This window comes from Niabella insulisoli, assembly GCF_039652435.2.
Taxonomy (GTDB): Bacteria; Bacteroidota; Bacteroidia; order Chitinophagales; family Chitinophagaceae; genus Niabella; species Niabella insulamsoli.
The window spans coordinates 4,123,293-4,145,374 of sequence record NZ_CP190246.1; the positions used below are offsets into that span (position 1 = coordinate 4,123,293).

Consider the following 22,082-nt stretch of genomic DNA (forward strand, 5'->3'; position numbering starts at 1 on the left):
TGTGTTCCCATTCAGTCGCCAGATGCTTATGATCAAAAAAATCTTCTTTCTATTTTGTCTACAACTACTTTACAGCGCCGGGTTTAGCCAATACAAAATCGAATCTATCCCCGACCCTAAAAGCCGCGGCCAGCATTATTTTGTGAGCGACCCGGAAGGATTTCTCGCCCCATCGGTTGTGGATAGCCTGAATGTTATTTGCGCCGCTATTGATACGCAGAGTTCAGCAGAGATAGCCATTGTGGTAGTCGATGACTTCGAAGGAAACAGTGATTTTGATTTTGCCTACAAATTATTTAACACCTGGGGCATTGGAAAAGCGGCCAATAATAACGGCCTGCTGCTATTTGTTGCCATAAACAGAAGAAAATATCAATTTATTACCGGATACGGGATGGAAGGAACCCTGCCCGATGTAACGCTCGGAACTATTGGAGAAAAATACCTGCTGCCCCCATTTAAAGCCGGCGACTATGGGCTTGGAATTATGAATGCCATGAGTGCCATACGATCAATACTTCAAGACCCCGAAGCCATTAAAACCCTGAAAATTGAAAAAACCAATCACTCTTTTTGGGTTAGACACCGAAATGATTTATTGACAACGGCGGTTTGGCTGATCATTTTTATCACCGCTTACGCCTGGATAGCTCAGGTGATTAAAAAGATGAAACTTAAAAAGAAAAGCCGCCCGGCGCCACTTATTACTGCGGTGGGTTGTGTGTTTTTTATAGCTTTTGCCAGCATTTTTGTCATTGCTTTTTTGGGCATCAGGGGTAGCCAGGTTTACAGCATGGCGACGCTTCCATGGATTGTAGCTTTTATTGGTAGCATCCTACTATTTGGAAAGTACACACAAGGGCGGGCCGCTGTTATGCACCGTTATAAGGATGAAGAAAATATTGTCAACAAACTGTCCGAATATAACCGCCAGGCGATGTTGCCCATGTTGCTCACTCCACTGACTTTTCTTTTCCTCATTGGCTACAACAAACGTAAGCAAGCATTACAAAAAAGGTTGGTTCCGCCGGATGATTCGGGCAAATGGAAGCGGCTGAACAGGGACCAGCTGCGGCGCATTTCAGACTATCTCGACGCCGGTCAGCTGAAAGAAGAAAAGATAAAATCGGTCAGTTATGAAATCTGGCAACACGTTGATTCCGCAGCTATTCAACTGGTTGAATGGGCCGGACGCAAAGCCAAAAAATATGAAGACTGCCCCAAATGCAAATATCAAACGCTCAACCAGGTGTATGTCAAAACCCTGAAAGCGGCAACTTATAGTTCGTCAGGAACGGGCGAAAAAATCCAGGACTGCAACAACTGCGACTACCAACAATCATTGGGTACGGTTATATTACCCAAAAAAGTAAAAAGCTCTTCCTCTGGAGGGTCTGGTTCTTCCAGCCGTTCTTCTGGCGGCGGCAGCTGGGGCGGCGGTAGCAGCGGAGGTGGTGGCGCTGGCGGCAGCTGGTAATTCGCCGCCTATGATGCAGCCCGTTCGGCTATTTATTTCACCGATTTTATGGCATTTCGAAGCTTTTGAAAAGCTTGCTTTTCCAGTTCTGAAATTTCTATCAGCCGATCGCCCATATTGTCATAGTCAGCCTGAGTGCCCAGCCTTCCTTTATAAATGCCGCTCGCTTGTATCGCCGCATCGCGCCATTTGTCACCGGTTGCGGTTATTTGTTTGGAAACGTCCAACAGCTCGTCGACCGGCAAGTAGGCGTGGGCCTGCTGGAGAAAAGCGCCATAGATAAATCGGAACCCACCGCCGCCTGTTCCGATTTCCTCCTGCATGCGCACCAACTGCGCCAGGTAGCCGCGGGCTTTATCATCGCCGAGTTTATTTTTCCATTTTTTGATTTGCCGGCCTGTATAAGCGATCCCTTTCGCCCCGGCAAACGAACCCGGTATCATGAGCATATCGCGGCAGTTTCTTTTAATTCCCGTAATTATTCCGTTACGTATTTGCTCATCGGTGGCCTCAGTGAGGTTGTCGCCCGGGTAATACATCTGTCCGCGAGGGGCAAAGGCTCCCTTTGCAAAACGCACACGCTGCAACTCATAGCTGTTCATGCTTACCAGCGTTTCCATAATGGGATCACTGATAATATAATCGTCGCCCTGCTTGTCTACTACAATTAAATTATGGGCATTGAAATGGAAACGATATTCTTTGGGGAAATAAGTCAGATAAAAAACGCCGACCTGGCAAGCTGTTGGTTTGGCGGCCTGCAAACGCAAGTCGAGATCCTGCATAGCTTTTTGGGGAGATGCATATTTCTTTCTTGTCACCGGTATGCCCAGCGCCTTGCAGGTTCTTTTAAAAATTAATCCGGGCATAGTGCGGAATGAAATAGCCGGCCCCCCGTTCACTTTCATAAAAGGAAGCTGTATGTAAAACAATCCCGAGCCCATGCCAAAAGCCATTGGTTCGGTAAGTTTATGCACGCCGTAATGCTTTAACAGGGCGGTAGTTACGCCATTTTCGCAATGCGCTGCCTGAAGATGATGAAACCCGTTGGCAACAGTTGACTGATTATTGTTATCCAAAATGTGAATGCTAATTTAGGGTGAAGGGATTTTAGGACTTTTCGCTGGTAGGCGGCGTAAACGGATTTTTTAATTCTTCTACACTTATTTCAAAAAGTTCCGCGTATTTTTTTAGTTTTTGATCGGAAAGGGCGTTGAAAACCGAGGGTTTCATATGCCTTTTGATTGTCCATTTCCAAAAGCCGGTATAGGCCGACAAAATAGAAAGATCCATAATTCGCTTTTCCATAAAATACAGCACCGGGCTGGCTTCGCTGTTTAACACTTTCTGTTTGGCTGCTTCAATTTTCCTTTCCACGTCGTTCCAGGCCACATTGAGCGCTTCGGTTTTTACATCCCATCCGCTGCTTTGCGCCGTTTCATATTTGCCGTCGTCGCCCACGACATAAGTCACTTCCTTTGCAATACGGCCTAAGGCTCCATCATCTTGCGGAATTTCTTCTTTTTTCATTGATAACTATTTCGATTATTGCTGAGGCAGCCTTGCCGCTATCAGGCAGCGAAGGGCTTATGCACCCTTTACGTTATTAATAAAAGCAATCTAATAAAAAAATGGCGAAGATGCTCAGCATTGCTATTCACAAAAAAAGGTGAAGTACACGCCTCCACCTTTAAATCTTTTCTGCCTTACTTACACCGCCGTCAACAGCGCGTACATGTAACTAAATCTTGAGCTTTCGGGCACCAGCAAAAATATCTTATCGCCTTTCTTAAGCTTACCGCTGTTCAACAATTCATCAACCATGAAATAAACCGAAGCCGCGCCCACGTTTCCTACATAGCTCAGGTTTACAAACCATTTTTCGTAGGGAATATGGTGGCCCAGTTTAAGATGCTCCTCGTAAATTTTATCCTTAAAGAAGTTGCTGCTCATGTGCGGGCAATACCAGGTAATATCGTCCGGGTTCAACCCTCTTCTTTCAAAAAGCTCGGGCAGCGGCCGCCCGCCGAGCGGCACAATATTCGGGCTGAGCAGTTTAACATCCTGTTTAATGCTCATGATAGATTTTTCATTCAACTCCTCATGAGAAAATTCCAGGTAGCTTTTCAACGAGCCGTCTTCCTGCTTTTCAGCGCCGCAATACATGCAGCTTTCCATATCGTCGGCGTAAGAAATACCTTCGATCCACTCCACTTTGAGGCTCAATCCCTCTTCATTAGGTTTGTTGCTGAGCAAGAAAGCAGAGGCGCCATCCGAAAGCATCCAACGTAAAAATTCTTTGTCAAAACTGATATATGGATTTTCTTCTAAGGCTTCGAGCTTATGCACTTCGTCTTCAAACTGATTGGCCACAAGCGACGCAGAAAAACGCTCTGACCCTGAAGCAACGGCCACGTCGGCGTCGCCGGTTTTAACGGCCATGTATGCGTATTTCAACGCGTGCATTCCTGCGCAGCAAACGCCGCTGGGCGACACCACTTCAAGCTTGCCGAGTTCGGGCAGCCAGCCGTGCACCATCACTGCATGAGAGGGCATGATCTGGTCTGGCGAAGATGTGCCACAAGAAAGCACATCGACGGCTTTCAGATCTTCAGCATTATTTTTAAATAACTCCCGGATCGCTTCTGCGGTTAGCTGCGCATTCGTATGAGTAGGTTTGCCCCCTTTTTCGAGGGCATAATACCGGTTGGTGATACCGTTATTCCTCAACACGATCCTGCGCGACTTCGAAGGCTTGCCGTTGATATAGCCCAGATAGTCTTCCATCTCTTCATTATTCACCGGTTGGTTGGGAAAATAATGTGATGTTCGATTGATATAAACTTCGTTTAACGACATATTTTAATAAATCATAGTTTTCCGGGGTTTCGGGCAACGGGCTTACTTCGGCCTGGAAACCTTTCTTCACCCCATGAGTTTGTTTTTACCGAGCTTCCAAATTAACACGAAAATAGTGTTAAATCTTTTCTCTATACGTTACTCCTTTGTAGTACTGCATTTGCCGTTTGATTTTTTTCTGATTAAACGGGCGGATAAACACAAAATCTACCGCAAGGATAACGGGCGACGCCACCAATAGCGCGACGGCAAGATAATACTTATATGCAACAAGTATGCTTTTCCTTTTGTGGGGAAATTTCCGGATGATATCCACCCATTTTTGAAAAATTTTCCCGGCTTTTCTTTCGATAAACATCAGCGAATATTTCACCGGCACGGCTTTATTGTCCGCCAGATCATCCTGCATACCATTCCAATCGTTCTCCCTCAAATAATCTTTCACAATCGTTCCAAAACGCGCTACACCTGCAATATCTTTTTCTGACACGCCGGGCCTGGGGAAAATGCCCCATTTCCGGTCTTTCCTCCCGGTGCCCAGCCAGTGAAAAATAGTAAAATAGCTAAGATGATTGGGATGCCTGTCTACCAGGGCGATATTGCCTACCAACTGAGCGCCTGCCTGGTTTAGCAGCTTTTTGTTTTTCTCCTGCGCGTTGATCCACATGTTCCTGCAACCGCTGATCGTGATCACCGGCTTGCTTTTAATAAGCTTTTTAAAGCGCTCGTCCTGCAGAATGGAATTGAAAGGAATGCTGGGCGATAAATTCCAGGGCTGCCATCCTAAAATAACCAGATCGTATTGCCCGGATTGTGTTTGCCAGGGCTCGAGCGCCGTCGGAATCACTTCAACCGATTCCGGAACTGTGTCAAAAAAGACAGGAATGGACCACGGAAAAGGAAACCGGTGGGTGGTTTGAATTTGCAAAAACTCCACTTCGTTACCATCGGCAATAATGGGCCTTACAAAGTTTTTGACAATAGCTTCCGTTTGGCCGGATTGCGAGAAATATACTGCTAGAATTTTTTTTCCCATACTTGAATTAATGCAGTCCTTTTAAGGCGTTAGATGTGTTGCTATAAGCCAGCAGCGCTTTTTGCACGGCTGACGACAGCGACTTATAGCTGGCTTTTAATATTTTGGCATCCTCGGCAATGTTTTTATAGTAGCCGACAATTTTGGGGGCGTGTTCCTGAATCATCAGCCTCAAAAACTTATATTCAACGTTAGCAGGTTCTTTGCTAATCGCGCCTTCGAGCAGCCGATGCCCTTGCTTGAACATGGACAATTTCTGTCCGGCCGTTTTCTGAGATTTTGATTTCCTCATCAACAAAGCGCCCTGCAAAGCTTCTTTATCCGTGCCCTTCGCTTCTTTTGTAATTTCCAGCTGCTTGCTGAGGGCGGTTGTGCTTCCAGAAGCCATCGCCTGATAAAATGCCGATCGATCTACCGCGGTTTGAGCCTCGAGAGCCGGCGTTAAGAATATCAGGGCTATTAAACTGGTTAAAATTGATTTTACCATCATACTAATTGAGCAAATTTAATTAATTAAAATATTCTCTACCCCCTGGATGGTTCCTATTGAAAGCTCGAAACCCTTTCGGTATTATATTTGCTTTAACAAACGGGTAAGCATCAGCCCATAGTCGGCCCTCTGTTTCAAACCCTTATATCTAAACCATTCCAAAACTTCGAAAATTAGAGAGATGAAAAAAATACTCCCGATGGTTGCTTTTGTATGTAGCCAATTTGTACTTCATGCACAAAGCGATTATAAAAGTGCATTGGGTATAAGAGCGACAACGCATATCACATTCGATATGGTATCACTTTCTTATAAAACCTTTTTATCGGACCACAATGCGATAGAAATCAACGCGGGTTATGGCGGGCGGAACATGAGCATACCAATGACGGGTGGCCGAACCGCCTACTCACCTGCCATCAGCCTTTCCGGATCCTACCAGTATCATGAAGACATTTACACGGCAACAGATGAACATTTACGCTGGTTTGCAGGCGCAGGGTTGAATTTCTTCAATATTTTTTCTGAACATCAAAACTATAAAGGTTTTGGTACGGCCCTGTTTGGAACCGCAGGATTGGATTATAAATTTAAAGCGGCGCCGGTGAACCTCTCTTTCGACTGGAGGCCGTCTATTTATGTTATTTCCCCGTCAGAATTTCTTCCCATACAAATTGGCACCATCGGCCTTTCGGCCAGATATACCTTCTAAATTTCTGATTTCGTGCTTATTTTTGGGCCTTGAACAATTTGTCAAAGCCATTTATTCCGGAGTTAAGCGCTGACCCAGCTTTTGAAGACTGGAAGGTTTGCGTCATTATTCCCACCTTCAACAACGCGGCGACCGTAGCAGGCGTTATTGCAGATGTTTTAAAATATACCCGCCACATCATTGTTGTGAACGATGGCTCTACGGATGATACCGCCCCTCTGCTCAACCAATTTCCTGGTATTTTCAACATCTCCTACAGCCCCAATCGGGGAAAAGGCTATGCTTTGCGCAGCGGTTTTGAGAAAGCAATGCAACTCGGTTATCACTACGCCATTACGATCGACTCAGACGGCCAGCATTTTGCTAAGGACCTGCCGGCTTTTCTCCAAAAACTAAAAGAAGAAGGGCCGGCGCTGATTATGGGTGCGCGCAATATGAAGACGGCTGATAATGTGCCCGGCAAAAGCAGTTTTGGAAATAAATTCAGCAATTTTTGGTTCAAAGTGGAAACCGGTATTGAACTGCCGGACACCCAAACCGGCTACCGGCTTTACCCGTTGGAGCCCATGCGCCAAATGAAATTTTTTACCCGCAAATATGAATTTGAAATCGAAGCGATTGTTCGCCTCGCATGGGCAGGTGTTAAAGTCACATCCGTTCCCATTACGGTTTATTATCCGCCGGCTCATGAAAGAATCAGCCATTTTCGGCCTTTTAAAGATTTTACGCGCATCAGCATTGTCAACACGGTTTTGGTTACGATTTGTTTTTTCTATATCTGGCCAAGAAATTTCTTCAGAAAGTTTTATAAAAATAAAAACTGGAAACAGGAGCTGCGAAATATGCTTTTAAAGCCCGGCGAAACGCACCTGGCCAAGTCAAACGCCATTGCATTTGGCGGCTTTATGGGCATCGTTCCCATCTGGGGGTTCCAGCTTATCGTGGCTATCGCCGTTGCGCATCTTTTTAAACTAAACAAAGCGCTCGTAGTTTTAGCCGCGCATATTAGTATTGCGCCGATGGTTCCTTTGATCGTTTTCCTGAGCTATAAAATGGGAAAGCCCTTCATGGGCAGCCGGGCAGTTGATATTTCGCTGGGCAAAGAACTGACCTGGTCGAAAATAGGCCAAAATATTGAACAGTATATTTATGGCAGCATGTTGCTGGCCATCATCGTGGGCATCACTTTCTGGCTCAGTACTTTTATATTCTTAAAGCTGCGCAAGCGCATCAAAGGCTGAACTTTGGTTTTCCATCATGCAAAAAGTTTTTTTAACCATATTTCAATTTTTCAGTAGGCACAAAACGGCGCTCTATTTGAGTTTTGTTATTTCGCTTGCCCTTTTTATTTTCTTTGCCTTTCGCGTAAAATTTGTTGAGAATATTTATGCGATTATTCCAAAAGACGAGAAAACCGAAAAGCTCACCCAGGTATTTGAAAACTCGAAATTTGCTGATAAGCTGGTAGTGATGGTTTCCTTAAAAGATTCGCAGCAAATCGATCCGGGAAAACTTGTCGCTTACGCGGATGTCTTTGTTGAAAAACTACAACAGAAGGCCGCCCCCTTTATCAAAAATATACGCTACAAAATCGACGAGCAGTTTACCTACGCGCTTTTTGAAAGCATTCAAAGACATTTGCCATCTTTTTTAACCGCGGATGATTACAAAAAAATAGATACGCTGCTGCAGCCCGAAGCACTTAGCAAATCTTTGAGCCGCAGCAGTTCCATTTTAGCGATCCCTGCTCCAACGCCGATCAAGCAAGTGGTGTTGAAAGACCCTTCCGGCATTTCTTTCCTTGCCTTAAAAAAATTGCAACAACTGCAGTATGAAGATAACTTCACGCTATTTCAAAATCATTTTGTAACGCGTGATAAAAAAACGCTGCTTTTATTTATCAGTCCGGCTTTTTCTGCTGGCAACACAGATAAAAACGGACGGCTTTTCGAGGCCATCGATCATTTGGCGGATTCATTAAGCAGTGTAGATCCAAATATTGGAACGCAATATTTTGGCGGCGCTATCGTCTCACAAAACAACGCAGCGCAGCTAAGAAAAGACACCTTGCTCACGCAGGGCATTACCGTGCTTTTTATTATCGTATTTTTAGGCTTTTATTTCAAAAAGAAAAGGGCGCCGCTGCTCATTTTGGTGCCTGTTATTTTTGGCGCCAGTTTCGCACTTGCGGCGATTTATTTCATCAAAGGAAGTATCTCGGTTATTGCCTTGGGTACCGGTTCCATTATTCTGGGCATTGCTGTCAATTATTCGCTGCATGTTTTTAATCATTATCGCCACGAGAGCGATATGAAGAACGTGATCAAAGACCTCGCTTTCCCGCTAACCATTGGCAGCATCACCACCATACTTGGCTTTTTCAGCCTGCAATTTGCTGCTTCTGACATGTTGAAAGACCTGGGCCTTTTTGCCGGATGCAGCCTCATTGGCGCCGCGCTCTGCTCCCTGATTTATCTGCCTCATTTTATCAGCCGCAAACAGGAGATGGAGGTTAAAAAGTCTTGGCTGGACAAGCTTTCCCATCTTCGCTTCGAAACCAACAAATGGTTGGTGGCCGCAATTTTAGTGATCACCGTTGTCCTTTATCCGCTTGCGCAAAAAGTAGGTTTTGAGCCGGATATGATGCGGCTTAATTATATGTCGGAGCCGCTCAAAGCAGCAGAGCAAAAACTGAATAAAATTAGCGGCGCTGCGCTAAAATCAATCTACGCCGTAAGCGAAGCGCCCACATTGGATGAAGCGCTACGCCACAGTGAAAAACTACAGGTTCAGACAGATTCGTTGAAGCAACAGGGTTGGATCAGCACTACGTCGGGGGTGGCCAACCTCTTTATGTCGGACAGCCTGCAACAGGCGCGCATCAACTCCTGGAAACGCTACTGGACCGATCAAAAAAAACAAAAGGTTTTAAAAGACATGGCTGCCTTTGCTGCAACAGCGGGCTTTACAAGCGACGGCATCGACAATTTTAAACAGTTGATCAACGAAGATTATACGCCTATTTCTCCAAATGAACTGGCGCCGTTGCGCCGCGGATTTTTAGACGATTATATCACAGAAAAGAACGGTTCTGCTTCTGTCGTTACTTTGATTAAAGTTCCTGAACAGCAAAAGCATGCGGTTATTGCTTCTATTGAAAAGCAGCCACAGACAACGGTTTTAGACCGCCAATACCTCACACAACGACTGACGCAAATGGTGAGCGATGATTTCAATCAGATCGCCTGGACGATTTCGATCATCGTTGCGGCGGTGCTGCTTTTAACTTACGGGAGAATAGAATTGATGTTGATGTCTTTTATTCCCATGCTCATTAGCTGGATATGGATTTTAGGCATCATGACGCTTTTTGATATTCAGTTTAATATTGTCAATATCATTATTTCGGCGCTCATTTTTGGTTTGGGAGATGATTACAGCCTGTTTGTGATGGACGGCTTAATCAATGAATACAAAACCGGCAAAAAAGTATTAGCCTCGTATAAATCATCGATCTTGTTATCAGCCATTACCACTATTGCGGGGCTCGGGGTATTGATCTTTGCCCAACACCCGGCGCTGCGCTCAATTGCTTTTGTGTCGGTGACCGGTATTATTTGCGTGGTGCTGATGTCTCAAATTTTAATACCCTTTTTCTTTTCGCTGGTGATTAAAAACCGGATCAGTAAAGGCTTTCATCCCTGGACTTTGTGGAGCTGGAGCCGTTCCGTTTTTTCCTTTTTGTATTTTGGAACGGTCAGCGTCTTGCTGACGATCATTGGTTTGTTTTTAATAAAGCTCAACGTTCTCGGGCGAAGCAGAGGCAAGTTTGTCTATCACTATTTGCTGAGCAAATTTTGCATGTCCGTACTTTATATTATGGGTAATTTCAAGAAAAGGCAAATCAACCCCGCCAATGAGACTTTTGAAAAACCTGCAGTTGTGATTGCCAACCATCAATCGTTTCTTGATATTCTGCAGATGGCTATGCTCAACCCGCGGCTTATTTTGCTCACAAACAAATGGGTTTGGAATTCGCCGATATTCGGTTGGGCGATTAAAATGGCCGACTTCTATCCCGTGGCCAATGGCGTGGAAAACAGCGCTGAACTGCTCAATACGCAAGTAGCAAAAGGATACTCCATCGCGGTTTTCCCGGAAGGCACGAGAACATCAACGCCACCCATGAAGCGGTTTCACAAAGGCGCGTTTTATTTGGCCGAACAGTTGCATCTCGACATTGTCCCGATTGTTTTTCATGGTTTGGGATACACCATGAGTAAAGGCGATTTTTTGCTGAAGAACGGGCCGATCACAGCCTGTTATTTGCCGCGTATTAAAGCTGAAGACTCCCGTTGGGGGACAACCTATCAGGAGCGTACCAAGTCCATTTCAAAATATTTCAAAGAAGCACATCAAACGCTTACACAACAACTGGAAACGCCGGAATATTTTAAAGAACATTTGTTCTTCAACTATATTTATAAAGGGCCGGTGCTCGAATGGTATTTAAAAATAAAACTAAAACTCGAAGGTTATTATCAGCAATTTCACGAGCTGTTACCGCGCGAAGGGCATATTCTCGATTTGGGTTGCGGTTATGGGTTTATGAGCTATATCCTGCATTGGGCAAGCCAGGGAAAACGGCGTTTTACAGCCGTTGACTACGATGAGGAAAAGATTGCAACGGCGCGGCATTGCTTTAGCCGAAACGAAAACCTGCACTTCAACCACAGTAATATTTCCGAGTTTCCATTCGAGCGTTATCAGGCCATTATTATTAGTGATGTATTGCATTATCTTGAGCCACAGCAACAGAAGCAAATCATTGAAACGGCGATCGATAGTTTGCTGCCCGGGGGCATTCTTGTGATCCGCGACGGCGACTCGGATTTAAAAGAAAAACACAAAGGCACAAAGCTCACTGAAATATTTTCTACAAAAATTTTCTCCTTTAATAAAACCTTAAACGAGCTCCATTTTCTTTCCGGCAGCGCTATGAAAGTTATCGCCCGTGAAAAACAAGTGAGGATGCAGCGCATCGACCATACCAGGTTTACGTCGAATGTCATCTGGCTGTTCCACAAATAACCTATCCTAGCAGCTCAACAACGGCACCCGCTCCATTTGCTTTGCATTTTCATCGATTATTAATGAGCATTCATCGAATATAATCGGTCTGTGGTCGAATTGAAAGTTAAATGTCATGTAAGCGACAATACTTTCGTTCAAAAATTTACAAGAACATGAAACCGTCCATGCTCTTCCTGTTGCTCGCGATAATAACAAACCCTATGTGGGCGCAAAACAGTTGCCCGCAGGTCCATACGCTGGATGGAGGTGTTACAATTCTTTACGCCCAGGATCCGGCCAATTTCAGGGCGGGTGACGTGATCCTCAAATCTAATGCTATTAATATAAACGGTGTTTCCTACGATGCACTTTTTACTATCATTGGTAAAAGGCTGGGCGGCGGCGGCAATGCGGCCCTGGCGCAAACAAATGGCGAAAGTCATTTCCGATTAGGAGGCACGCATGCCGAAAACAACCCTTACATAAGATATAATCTGAAGTTTGTGACCAGCGGCAGCGCTACCTCCGGCAATCTCGGCGGCCAGCCTGTTACTTTGAATAATTTAAAGATGTACCTGCCGGATGTGGATGGAGAGGAAGATGCAAGCCGCTGGTATGTGGACATCGTCGGCTACAGGGTGACCGGGGGCACACCGCCAACCGTTACGTCCGGCAGCGGCCTTTCTCAGCAGGGCTTCTACGCCAACACATCAACCGCTGCAATGCAGGCCATTTCGGAAACCGCCAACTATACAAAATACCGCCCCAATGTTTCTACCAACGATTACTCTGATAACTTTTTAACAACTAAAACCGCAAGTAATCCGTCAGCTACGACTTATGCGTTAGATTTCAGTTTTGCCCAGTTTCCTAAAACCGGCATTGACTTACTTTTTGGCGTTACATCAGACCCTGCGCAGGCGGTTAGCAGTGTTACACAAGGCTCGGCAAGCCGCACTTTTTTTCATGTGTTCACTGTAGCGAATTGTACGGGCGGCACAACGCTTCCCGCGACATTCGATCAAATAGATGCTTTTACAAAAAATAATCAACTCGTCGTACACTGGAAAACGCTGAACGAATCAAATAATGAAAAATTCCTGATCGAGGTATCGACCGATGGTCAAAATTTTCAAAAAATATCAGAAGTACAATCCAAAGCAGCGGCGGGCGTTTCAAGCGGCGCGCTTTCGTATAGCTTTGCAACTCCCTGGAATGCTATTGCCGGCATCGCTTTAATACCACTGCTACTGCTCGGCTTTTCACGATCAGCACGACAGAAAAACGCAGTTGTGCTGGCTCTTATCGCGCTTTCTATGACTGCTGTATTATATGGCTGTAGCAAAACGGGCGCTTCCGTCGCAGCCCTTCAGGATAAGAAAATTTTTATAAGAATTGGCCAGGTTGACAAGGACGGAACCGTGAGATATTCTAAAACCGTTCAGGTGAGTCAGAATGAATAAACATCCCTAATAATGAAATTAAAGGCAGAGAGGACAACCCATTCGAAAGCTCTAACCTCTAAAGCAAGGGCCTCGTCAAACTAATGACGGGCCCTTTTTTTATCCGGCAAAACGGTTATTCGTGTTTATGAGCTGCTGCTGTTTTTGCTTTTCGATCATACTGGCAGCATTGCGGCAGTTTGCCATAAGCGGCATCAGAAGCTTTCTTGCCTGCATTATCGTATCCAGCATTAGCAATTTTATCCTGAATGGTTTCAAGGCTGGTTTTGCCCGAGCGAAACTTTACGGTCATCTGTTTGGTTTCCTTGTTCCATTCGGCAAAATCAGCGCCCGCGTCTGAAGCCGCCTTTTCTATTGTTTTTTTACACATGCCACAATTGCCGGAAACATTAAAAGTTTCCGTTGTTTTCTTCTGCGCAAAAGACTGAGTTGATAACAGAGATATTGCTACGATAAGTAGCATAGATTGAATTGTTTTCATTTTTGAAAAATTATTAGTTATAAAAAATACGCGGGAGCATTCCCGCACATGTCGGCGAAAGAGGAACTAATATTTTTCTATATCCGGAAAACCTGGTTTTTTAAATACAAATCATTGCTCTTTGGAGGAGGAAGCGAGCAAGCTAAAAATTTATATTCCGCAACCCTGATGGATTCAACCGGCAACAGCGGCGTTATCAAAACAATTGCCTTCGCGACAGGTTGTTTCAGGCCGCTGACAAAATGAGAATCCTTTACATGATCGGTAGCCAGCTTTAAAAAGACCGCTTTGTCTTCGCAACAGCCTTTGTCTTTTTTTGGCATGCCGCATTTGCCGCATTTAGCTTTTGAGGGAGCCAATAACGACACAGCTGCCAACTGGTCCATGCAATAATGCGTAGCTGCCATCACGCCGTTAGATAACAGCAAATAGCAAATCAATGACATATATCCGATGAACCTGGCCATGCGTTGAACAAAAGTACTATCAATTATCAGCTTTAATTGTTAAAATAAACTTATTGCGGCAATTTTGCGGATTAGCGTGAGCATCGATAAAAAATATGACGTTGTAATCATCGGGAGCGGGCTCGGGGGCCTTCTTTGTGCGAACATGCTGGGCATGGCCGGACTAAAGGTTTGCGTGCTCGAAAAAAACCGGCAACTGGGTGGCAACCTTCAAACGTTTTCCCGGGATAAAAAAATATTTGACACCGGCGTACATTATATCGGAGGTTTAGCACAGGGCCAGACGCTATATCAGATCTTTGAATATGTCGGCATCATGAAGCGGCTGAAGCTCGAAAAAATGGATCGCTGCTTTGATAAAATTTTTATCGGCAACGATCCGAAATTGTATGGCCAGGTGCAGGGTTATGACGCTTTCGTGCGCCGGTTATCGGCAGATTTTCCCGGAGAGGAACACAATATTCGCGCATACGTCCAAAAAGTTCAGCAAGTGTGCAACTCGTTTCCACTCTACAATCTTTCTTTAAACAACGAAGAAGGGGAAACCTATCTTGGAAATAATGAAAGCGCCGAACAGGTGATTGCTTCATTTACAGCAAATAAAAAGCTTCGCGCGGTATTAGCTGGCAATAACTTGTTGTATGCCGGCACACAAGATGTAACGCCCTTCCATGTGCATGCATTGATTACCAACAGCTATATAGAAAGTAGTTGGAGATGCATTAATGGCGGGTCGCAGATTGCCAGGCTGTTGGCGATAAATATCAGGAAATACGGAGGCGATATTCTCAGGAATACCGAAATTGTTGCATTAAAAGAAATGGAAGGCGCCATCAGCTATGCACAAACATCGAACGGCGATCAGATCTTTGGAAAGCGCTTTATTTCTAATATCCATCCCGCTGCAACGTTGTCTCTGACTAAAGCTCCGCAGGTGTCGAAACTTTACCGAAAAAGAATAACCGGGCTTAAGCAAACAATCTCATCTTTATCTGTTTACCTTGTTTTAAAGCCGAAGCAGGTCGCTTACGAAAAAAGCAATTACTATTATCACAAGGAAGGAAAGCTTTGGCATTTAAATGATTATGACGAGCAAACCTGGCCACTTGGTTATGGTTTATATTTTACAGAAGACAGGGCCAATGAAGGCTTTGCTGCGGCCATTTCTATATTGACGCCCATGCGGTTTGAAGATGTGCGCCAGTGGAGCAGCACCTATAACCGCACAGGAAAAGAACAATGGCGCGGCGCCTCCTACGATTTATTCAAACAGCAAAAGGCCGAACAATTACTTCGATTGGTTGGCGAGCGCCTCCCGCATATTGTAAATAATATTGAGAAGTTCTACGTTGCAACGCCGCTTACAAACAGGGATTATATCGGCGATGCGGAAGGAAGTATGTATGGCGTTCAAAAAGATTACCGCGACCCCCTTCAAACGATGATAAGTCCGCGTACAAAAATCCCCAACCTTTTTTTAACAGGACAAAATTTAAATTTGCATGGCATTTTAGGAACGGCGCTGAGCGCGGTGTTGACTTGCACCATGCTACTTGACGACAATAGCCTCGTCGAAAAAATTAAAAAGGCTTAACGGGGCCACTGTGAAAATTGATATCAATTTCTGTAAAATAAAAAATTAATGAGCAAGCGAATTCGGAGAAGATTGTTGAGAGTAGTCGGCGTTTTTGTGCTGCTGTTTGGCCTTTTGTTTGCTTATCTGGCTTGGGTATCCCGGATAAACCCGCCCGAAATAAAAGACCTTCGTGCCCTGCAGCTTAAAAAGCAGGAAGTAGATACCGGCCTGTTCAGTATTCACAATAATTGGTTCAGGCATAGCCATTCGGGGCTATACGAAATGTATGTGGAAGGCGCTCCTTTTGAAATGGGCGTAGTAAATGGCAAGCTCAGCGAAACCCTGGTAAAGAAACAGGAAGACTATTTTAGCGAGCAGATCAACAAAATGATCCCTTCGAAATTCTACCTTCATTTTCTCAAATATTTTATCGGATGGTTTAACCGGAAACTGCCCGACTACGTAACGGAGGAATATAAGAAAGAGATTTATGGCGTATCGCGCTCCGCTTCTGAAGGGTATCAATATATCGGTACCAAATATTCCCGTATCCTCAATTATCACTCGGCGCATGATATCGGGCATGCATTGCAGAATATGATGTTGGTAGGTTGTACGTCTTTTGGCACCTGGGGCAAGGCATCAGCCGATAGCAGCCTGATCATCGGCCGCAACTTTGATTTTTGGGTGGGGGATAATTTTTCTAAAAACAAGATCGTTGCTTTTGCCAAACCGGCTAAAGGCTATCGGTTTATAAGTGTCACATGGGGCGGTTTCATCGGGGTCGTTTCGGGCATGAACGAAAAGGGATTGAGTGTTACCATTAATGCGGCAAAAAGCGATATACCATCAGGATCGGCAACGCCTGTGAGCCTTGTGGTGCGTGAGATCGTGCAGTACGCAAAAAACATCGAAGAAGCGATTGCCATCGCGCAAAAACGGAAAATGTTTGTAAGTGAATCTTTCTTAGTAGGCTCGGCCGCAGATAAGAAGGCGGTAATCATCGAAAAAACGCCTGATTCGCTGGCAATTTACGATCCACAAAAAGATAATATTCTTTGTACCAATCATTTTCAAAGCTCCAGCTTTTGGAATAGCAATTCCAACAAGGAGCAGCGTAAAGGCAGTGCTTCTGTGTATCGGTATCAGCGGTTGGAAGAATTGCTGCAGGAGAACAAACCCAACACCGTTGAAAAGACCGTCGCTATTTTAAGAGATTATAAAGGCCTGCAAAATCGCAACATCGGCCTCGGAAACGAAAAGGCGGTCAACCAGTTTATCGCCCATCACGCTATTATTTTCGAACCCGAAAAATTGCGGGTTTGGGTTTCCACGGAGCCCTGGCAAATGGGGCCTTTCATTTGTTATGACCTGAACAAGGTTTTTGCGCTAAGAGGCATGAAAGAAAATAAAGAAATCTACGAAACAGCGCTAAATATTCCTGCCGATCCTTTTATCTATACGCCTGAGTTTAAAAGATTCCAAAAATTTAGAGCGTATAAACAAACAGTGCTTGATGGCGGCGAGGTGCATACCGACAGTATCATTGCAGAAAATCCTAATTATTACAACAGTTATGTTTTGGCGGGCGATTATCACTTTAAAAGGAAAGCTTTTGACCGCGCCCGTGCTTACTATCAAAAGGCGCTGCGCCTGGAGATCGCCACCGCATCTGAAAAAGCTTATATCATCAAACAAATCGAAGAGTGCCGCGAAAAATAAATCGCGCTCCGCTTTTTAAAACCTATTCAGAATACTTATAACCTACGCCTCTGACGGAGTGAAAATATTTTGGATTGCGGCTGTCTTTTTCGAAATATTTTCTGAAGTTAAGAATGAAGTTGTCGATTGTGCGCGTGGTAGGATACACGTTGTATCCCCAAACATATTGCAAGATCTTTTCCCTGGTAACAACTTCGTTTTTGTTTTCGATCAGCAGTTTCAACAACATAGCTTCCTTCTTGCTTAGCTGCACTTTACCCGCATATTTCGTACTGGCTTCCTGGGCTTTAAAGTCAATAATATTACCACCGAAGGTGTAAGAATTGCCAAGCGTGCTTTTATCCTGCAGCTTTAAATTCTTTTCGATGAGTTTATGAACACGGATAAGGAGTTCTTCGAGGTTAAAGGGTTTGGTAAGATAATCGTCGGCGCCCTTTTTCAATCCCAGCACTTTGTCTGCGCTGGTGTTTTTAGCGCTCAACATTAAAATAGGAACTTCATTGTTGCTGATGCGGATGGTTTCTGCCACAGCGATGCCATCCACTTCGGGCAGCATCACGTCAAGAATGATCAGGTCAAAATATTCGTTCTTCACGGCTTTGATGGCTTCGTTGCCATCGTAGGCAGAAGTTACCTGGTAGCTTTCCAGCTCGAGGTTTAATTTTAGTGCTTCATGAAGGTTTTCTTCATCTTCTACCAACAAAATATTTACAGCTCTTTCTTCCATTCTGATAGCGACTTCTCTTTTAATTGATCCCGTCAAAGAAAAAATCTAACAGCAAAAATACTTCCCTTTGGATTGTTATTTGTCATTAAAATGTCTGCATTATGGTCCTTGGCAATCTTATGGCAAAGATACAACCCCAGGCCAGTCCCCTTTTTTCGCCGTGTGGCTTCGTTGCCAATACGATAAAATTTGGAGAATATTTTTTTGCGCTCTTCCACAGGAATGCCGGGGCCTTCGTCGCGCACTTCCATCACTACTTCCTCTTCGTTTTTCCGCAGGGTTACATTTACCGCCTCGCCTTTTTCGGAGTATTTGAGTGCATTTTCAATGAGATTATTGATAAGAATTTCCACTAACAAAGCATCGCCTTCTATGTCGATACCCTGGTCTATCTGGCCTGTGATATTGCGATCTGGAAAGCGGTTTGAAAATTCAGCGACGCGGTATTGCAGTAAATTCGACAGGTCGAATTCCTCTTTGTTCATTTTGTAACCACGACCCTCCAGTTGAGAAGATATTAGAATATTATTCGTTAAAAAATCGAGGCGTTTGGTTTCCTCAAGCGACGCCTGAATGAGTTTCTTTTGTTTGTTTTCGTCGAGATGGCTATGCTTGAGCAGGGTTTCGAGATTGAGCTTCGAAACAGCAATCGGTGTTTTCAATTCGTGGGTTACCGCCATCATAAAATTTTGCTGCTGATCCTGGATTTGCTTTTGTTGGCGCATGGATCGGTAAACAAAAGTGGCGCCTAAAATAATGAGCCCGAGAAACACAATCCCTTCTCCTCCATACTTAAGCGTGTTGCTATGGTAGGCTTCTTTGATAGTTTTCAACTCCGCCTGATACTCAATTGGCTGCTTCTCTTTATCGACGGTTGTGTTTAAATGGTTGAGCTGATACAGATACATTTCGCTGCTTTGCCGCTGAAGCGATATAAACCACCAAACCAAAGCCACGATAATATAAATCAGGAGTAACCAAAATTTGAACGAGGTTTTTTTTAATCGGGATTTGAGTTCTTGTTCCATGCGTTTAGAAATTAAAGCGCGGGAGATTATTTATCCAAAGCGACGCCAACGTTTAGCAGGTTGAAAAGCGTGTCTTCTTTCATGCGCTGCTGCAAAACAAACCGGTATCTTCCGGGCTTCAAAAAAATACGTGGTTGAACACGGATTCTGGTATACCACAGATCATCCATAGGCAGGCCCGCCCAGTTTCCGAGCGAGTCGGTCAGTGGCGCGTTTATTTTCAGCGCGGTAATTGTCTTCTTTACACTGTCCTGAATCAGCAAATGCACCAGCAGCCGGTTAAACGCAAACTGTTCGGTATGCCGCACCACGAGATAAAGCTGATGATCGACGCTGTCCGTTATTTGAAATGGAACAACGGCATTCTGGTTTTTACGCCATTCATGAGCTGGCAGATCGACATGCTTTTCATAAACCTGAACATGCTGACACGATACCACCGCCCATACAATCAAACAAAAAAATAAAGTATAGCGCACGCCTGAAATTTTGTGCAAAAGTACATCAACTTACCATGACTTACTAAAGCACATTCAAAACCTGCTCTTTCGCCTTTTCAAGTTCGTCTTTCATCATCACCACAATTTTTTGGATTGCCGCATCGTAAGCTTTAGAACCAGTTGTGTTGATTTCCCGGCCCACTTCCTGAAGGATAAAGGAAAGCTTTTTGCCTTTGGTGTCGCCGCTTTCATGAAGGATCTCTTTAAAATAGCTGCAATGATTTTCCAGCCTTACCATTTCTTCCGTAATGTCTATTTTTTCGATGTAATAAATCAACTCCTGCTCTAACCGGCTCGCGTCGTAATTTTCTTTACCAACTTTTTCTTCGAGCAGTTTTACCAAGCCTTCACGCATGGTTTGCTGGCGCAAACTATCGAGCGGTTTTATTTCCAGCTGCAGCCTGCAAATATTATCAATTCTTTTTTCCAGTTCATCTCTAAGAATGTTTCCTTCATTTTCGCGATGCTTGTTAAGGTCGTTTATCGCCTCCCCAATCAATACCTTTAATTCACCGGCGTCGGCTTCCGACAAAGATTCGCTGCTGGGAGTAATAACTTCCGGTAGTTTAATAAGGGCGTTTAAAATATTCGAAGTGTCAATATTGAGTTCGCCTGCCATTTCCGAAAGCGAGCGATAATAGGCTTTCGCCAGATCCGTATTAATCACAACAGGTTTCGCATCGCCCGTATCTTTCAAACTCACCGTGCAATCGACGCTGCCCCGGCTCAACCCTTCCGACAATACCTTTCTGATTTCAAATTCAAGCGGCTTCACAATAACAGGCAGCCTCAGCGAGAGGTCGAACTGCTTACCATTTAAAGACTTTATATCAATTAAAAAAGTCTTCTTACCGATCACCTTCTCAGCGCGGCCAAAGCCCGTCATTGATTTAAGCATATTTCTGTTTTTTGTAAAGATAATGTTTGCGAATGGCTGTAAGTTACATTTTTATATGCGGGATGTTTATTGCATATAAAAAGGAGCTACAGCGTAAAGGCCTTCCTGTTTTGACTTTTTTGGAAATACCGTTTCCTTATTTCTTAATTTAAACGAGAAGCGGGGCAAAGCAACGACAAGTATTGGCATAAAAAAATCCCTTCAAATGAAGAAGGGATATTTTATATGAATGGGTTAGTAAGTACAGGAAATAAATTTCCTAACACAATATTAATTATTATTTTAACGATATAAAAATTATTTACAAAATTTTTTATTAACAAATGATAAAAGCAGCTGTGGATATCGAAGCTCTTTGCGCTGCAATTTTATAACGACAATAGAAAAAATAAAAGCGACATTGAAAGAAGCAAAAGATGAACCGCTGAAAAGCCTTATCAATAAAGGATTACAGCCGATGTATAAAAAACAGTTGCTTCTCAAAACATTTTAAACAACAAACCTCGTTCGACAAGCTTTGTTCTTTTTTGGCTTATAAAAATATTTTCGTTCCATGCAATATCGACATGCGAAAACGCGGTTACACTCATCATAAATGATAACTTTGATAAAATGTTTTTATGAAGTTCGACGCTCCCGTTCCGCTTGCTGAAATTGCATCATTGATTCACGCAACACTTGTTGGGAATAAAACAGCCAGCGCAAAAGGCATTAACGAAATACATGTTGTTGAAGAAGGCGACCTGGTGTTTGTAGATCATCCTAAGTATTATGACAAGTGCGTTAACTCGGCTGCAAGTTTCATCATTATTAATAAAGAGGTCGACGTGCCGGAAGGTAAAGCCCTTCTCATCGTGGAAGAGCCCTTCGAAGCGTATCTTCAAATTGTATCAAAGTATCGCCCCTTCCAGCCTTCGTTAGATATGGTGGCGGCTTCGGCTGTTGTAGGCGAAGGATCTGTGATCATGCCCAATGCTTACTTAGGTAACAATGTTACTATTGGAAAAAACTGTGTCATCCATCCCAACGTCACCATTCTGGATCATTGCATCATCGGCGACAACGTCATTATTCAAAGCAGCACCGTAATCGGCAGCGACGCATTTTATTACAATAAAAAAACCAACAGGGAAGTACATTATAAAAAGATGACCAGCTGCGGCCGCGTTATAATTCAAAACGATGTCGAAATTGGCGCCGGTTGCACTATTGACCGGGGCGTCAGCGGCGACACAATCATCGGAGCCGGCACCAAAATGGATAACCAGGTGCATGTAGGCCACGATACGACTATTGGCAAAAACTGTTTGTTTGCGGCGCAGGTAGGCATTGCCGGAGCCGCAGTAATTGAAGATGAAGTGATTCTTTGGGGGCAGGTGGGCATTAGCAAAACCCTGACGATTGGCAGAGGCGCGGTGGTCAACGCTCAAAGCGGCGTTCCTTCTTCGTTGCCCGGCGGAAAAGCTTACTTCGGATCTCCGGCAGGAGAAGCTCGAGAGAAAATGAAAGAAGTGGCTTGGATCAAACGTATTCCCGAAATTTGGGAAAAGGTAAAAAATATAAAATAAGGACT

The 22,082-nt window shown here is 44.2% G+C and carries 19 protein-coding genes; 8 read left to right on the forward strand and 11 right to left on the reverse strand.

Annotated elements, in window-relative coordinates; all coding sequences use genetic code 11:
- The first annotated feature begins 1 nt into the window (after position 1).
- Entirely contained in the window at positions 2–1,477 is a 1,476-nt protein-coding gene (locus ABDK00_RS17525) for a TPM domain-containing protein (protein WP_346236032.1), read from the forward strand.
- A 32-nt stretch (positions 1,478–1,509) separates the two neighbouring features.
- On the opposite strand, the gene ABDK00_RS17530 is transcribed toward ABDK00_RS17525, so the two are convergent.
- The 5 genes from ABDK00_RS17530 to ABDK00_RS17550 form a co-directional block, all read right to left on the reverse strand.
- On the reverse strand, positions 1,510–2,556 hold the full coding sequence (locus ABDK00_RS17530) for a BtrH N-terminal domain-containing protein (RefSeq protein ID WP_346236031.1): 1,047 nt from the start codon (positions 2,554–2,556) through the stop codon (positions 1,510–1,512).
- A gap of 31 nt (positions 2,557–2,587) precedes the next feature.
- Entirely contained in the window at positions 2,588–3,007 is a 420-nt protein-coding gene (locus ABDK00_RS17535) for a hypothetical protein (protein WP_346236030.1), read from the reverse strand.
- A 180-nt stretch (positions 3,008–3,187) separates the two neighbouring features.
- On the reverse strand, positions 3,188–4,336 hold the full coding sequence (locus ABDK00_RS17540) for a beta-ketoacyl-ACP synthase III (protein WP_346236029.1): 1,149 nt from the start codon (positions 4,334–4,336) through the stop codon (positions 3,188–3,190).
- Between the two features lie 118 nt (positions 4,337–4,454).
- Positions 4,455–5,372 carry a hypothetical protein gene (locus tag ABDK00_RS17545; RefSeq protein WP_346236028.1) on the reverse strand — a complete coding sequence of 306 codons (918 nt, stop codon included), beginning with the start codon at positions 5,370–5,372 and terminating at the stop codon, positions 4,455–4,457.
- A gap of 7 nt (positions 5,373–5,379) precedes the next feature.
- Positions 5,380–5,862 carry a hypothetical protein gene (locus tag ABDK00_RS17550; RefSeq protein WP_346236027.1) on the reverse strand — a complete coding sequence of 161 codons (483 nt, stop codon included), beginning with the start codon at positions 5,860–5,862 and terminating at the stop codon, positions 5,380–5,382.
- Positions 5,863–6,043: 181 nt separating this feature from the next.
- Here ABDK00_RS17550 and ABDK00_RS17555 point away from each other — a divergent pair, with 181 nt between their 5' ends.
- From ABDK00_RS17555 to ABDK00_RS17570, 4 genes are all read left to right on the forward strand, one after another.
- Positions 6,044–6,574: a hypothetical protein gene (locus ABDK00_RS17555; protein WP_346236026.1), complete on the forward strand. Its 531-nt coding sequence runs from the start codon at positions 6,044–6,046 to the stop codon at positions 6,572–6,574.
- A 29-nt stretch (positions 6,575–6,603) separates the two neighbouring features.
- A complete protein-coding gene (locus tag ABDK00_RS17560; RefSeq protein WP_346236025.1) occupies positions 6,604–7,815 on the forward strand; it encodes a DUF2062 domain-containing protein in 1,212 nt (403 codons plus the stop codon).
- A 76-nt stretch (positions 7,816–7,891) separates the two neighbouring features.
- Positions 7,892–11,665 carry a 1-acyl-sn-glycerol-3-phosphate acyltransferase gene (locus tag ABDK00_RS17565; RefSeq protein ID WP_346236024.1) on the forward strand — a complete coding sequence of 1,258 codons (3,774 nt, stop codon included), beginning with the start codon at positions 7,892–7,894 and terminating at the stop codon, positions 11,663–11,665.
- Between the two features lie 155 nt (positions 11,666–11,820).
- The gene (locus ABDK00_RS17570) at positions 11,821–13,110 is read left to right on the forward strand and encodes a hypothetical protein (protein ID WP_346236023.1); all 1,290 of its coding nucleotides are present in this window, start codon (positions 11,821–11,823) and stop codon (positions 13,108–13,110) included.
- A 115-nt stretch (positions 13,111–13,225) separates the two neighbouring features.
- On the opposite strand, the gene ABDK00_RS17575 is transcribed toward ABDK00_RS17570, so the two are convergent.
- Together ABDK00_RS17575 and ABDK00_RS17580 are read right to left on the reverse strand one after the other, a co-directional pair.
- On the reverse strand, positions 13,226–13,591 hold the full coding sequence (locus tag ABDK00_RS17575) for a heavy-metal-associated domain-containing protein (protein WP_346236022.1): 366 nt from the start codon (positions 13,589–13,591) through the stop codon (positions 13,226–13,228).
- 77 nt (positions 13,592–13,668) lie between these two features.
- Positions 13,669–14,037, reverse strand: a complete 369-nt coding sequence (locus ABDK00_RS17580; protein ID WP_428400348.1) for an HYC_CC_PP family protein — start codon at positions 14,035–14,037, stop codon at positions 13,669–13,671.
- A gap of 97 nt (positions 14,038–14,134) precedes the next feature.
- Here ABDK00_RS17580 and ABDK00_RS17585 point away from each other — a divergent pair, with 97 nt between their 5' ends.
- A complete protein-coding gene (locus ABDK00_RS17585) occupies positions 14,135–15,652 on the forward strand; it encodes an NAD(P)/FAD-dependent oxidoreductase (RefSeq protein ID WP_346236020.1) in 1,518 nt (505 codons plus the stop codon).
- 48 nt (positions 15,653–15,700) lie between these two features.
- Positions 15,701–17,356: a C45 family autoproteolytic acyltransferase/hydolase gene (locus tag ABDK00_RS17590; protein ID WP_346236019.1), complete on the forward strand. Its 1,656-nt coding sequence runs from the start codon at positions 15,701–15,703 to the stop codon at positions 17,354–17,356.
- 22 nt (positions 17,357–17,378) lie between these two features.
- Here the strand turns inward: ABDK00_RS17590 and ABDK00_RS17595 are convergent, their stop codons facing one another.
- From ABDK00_RS17595 to ABDK00_RS17610, 4 genes are read right to left on the reverse strand one after another with little or no spacing between them, the layout of a single operon-like run.
- Entirely contained in the window at positions 17,379–18,083 is a 705-nt protein-coding gene (locus ABDK00_RS17595) for a response regulator transcription factor (protein ID WP_346236018.1), read from the reverse strand.
- A gap of 32 nt (positions 18,084–18,115) precedes the next feature.
- Entirely contained in the window at positions 18,116–19,111 is a 996-nt protein-coding gene (locus ABDK00_RS17600; RefSeq protein ID WP_346236017.1) for a sensor histidine kinase, read from the reverse strand.
- A 26-nt stretch (positions 19,112–19,137) separates the two neighbouring features.
- Positions 19,138–19,590 (reverse strand): gliding motility lipoprotein GldH, encoded by a 453-nt coding sequence (locus tag ABDK00_RS17605; RefSeq protein ID WP_346236016.1) that lies wholly within the window; start codon positions 19,588–19,590, stop codon positions 19,138–19,140.
- A 43-nt stretch (positions 19,591–19,633) separates the two neighbouring features.
- Positions 19,634–20,509, reverse strand: coding sequence for a YicC/YloC family endoribonuclease (locus tag ABDK00_RS17610; RefSeq protein WP_346236015.1), 876 nt, complete (start codon positions 20,507–20,509; stop codon positions 19,634–19,636).
- Between the two features lie 620 nt (positions 20,510–21,129).
- On the opposite strand from ABDK00_RS17610, the gene ABDK00_RS17615 reads away from it, so the two are divergent.
- Positions 21,130–22,077 (forward strand): UDP-3-O-(3-hydroxymyristoyl)glucosamine N-acyltransferase, encoded by a 948-nt coding sequence (locus tag ABDK00_RS17615; RefSeq protein ID WP_346236014.1) that lies wholly within the window; start codon positions 21,130–21,132, stop codon positions 22,075–22,077.
- Positions 22,078–22,082 lie beyond the last annotated feature (5 nt).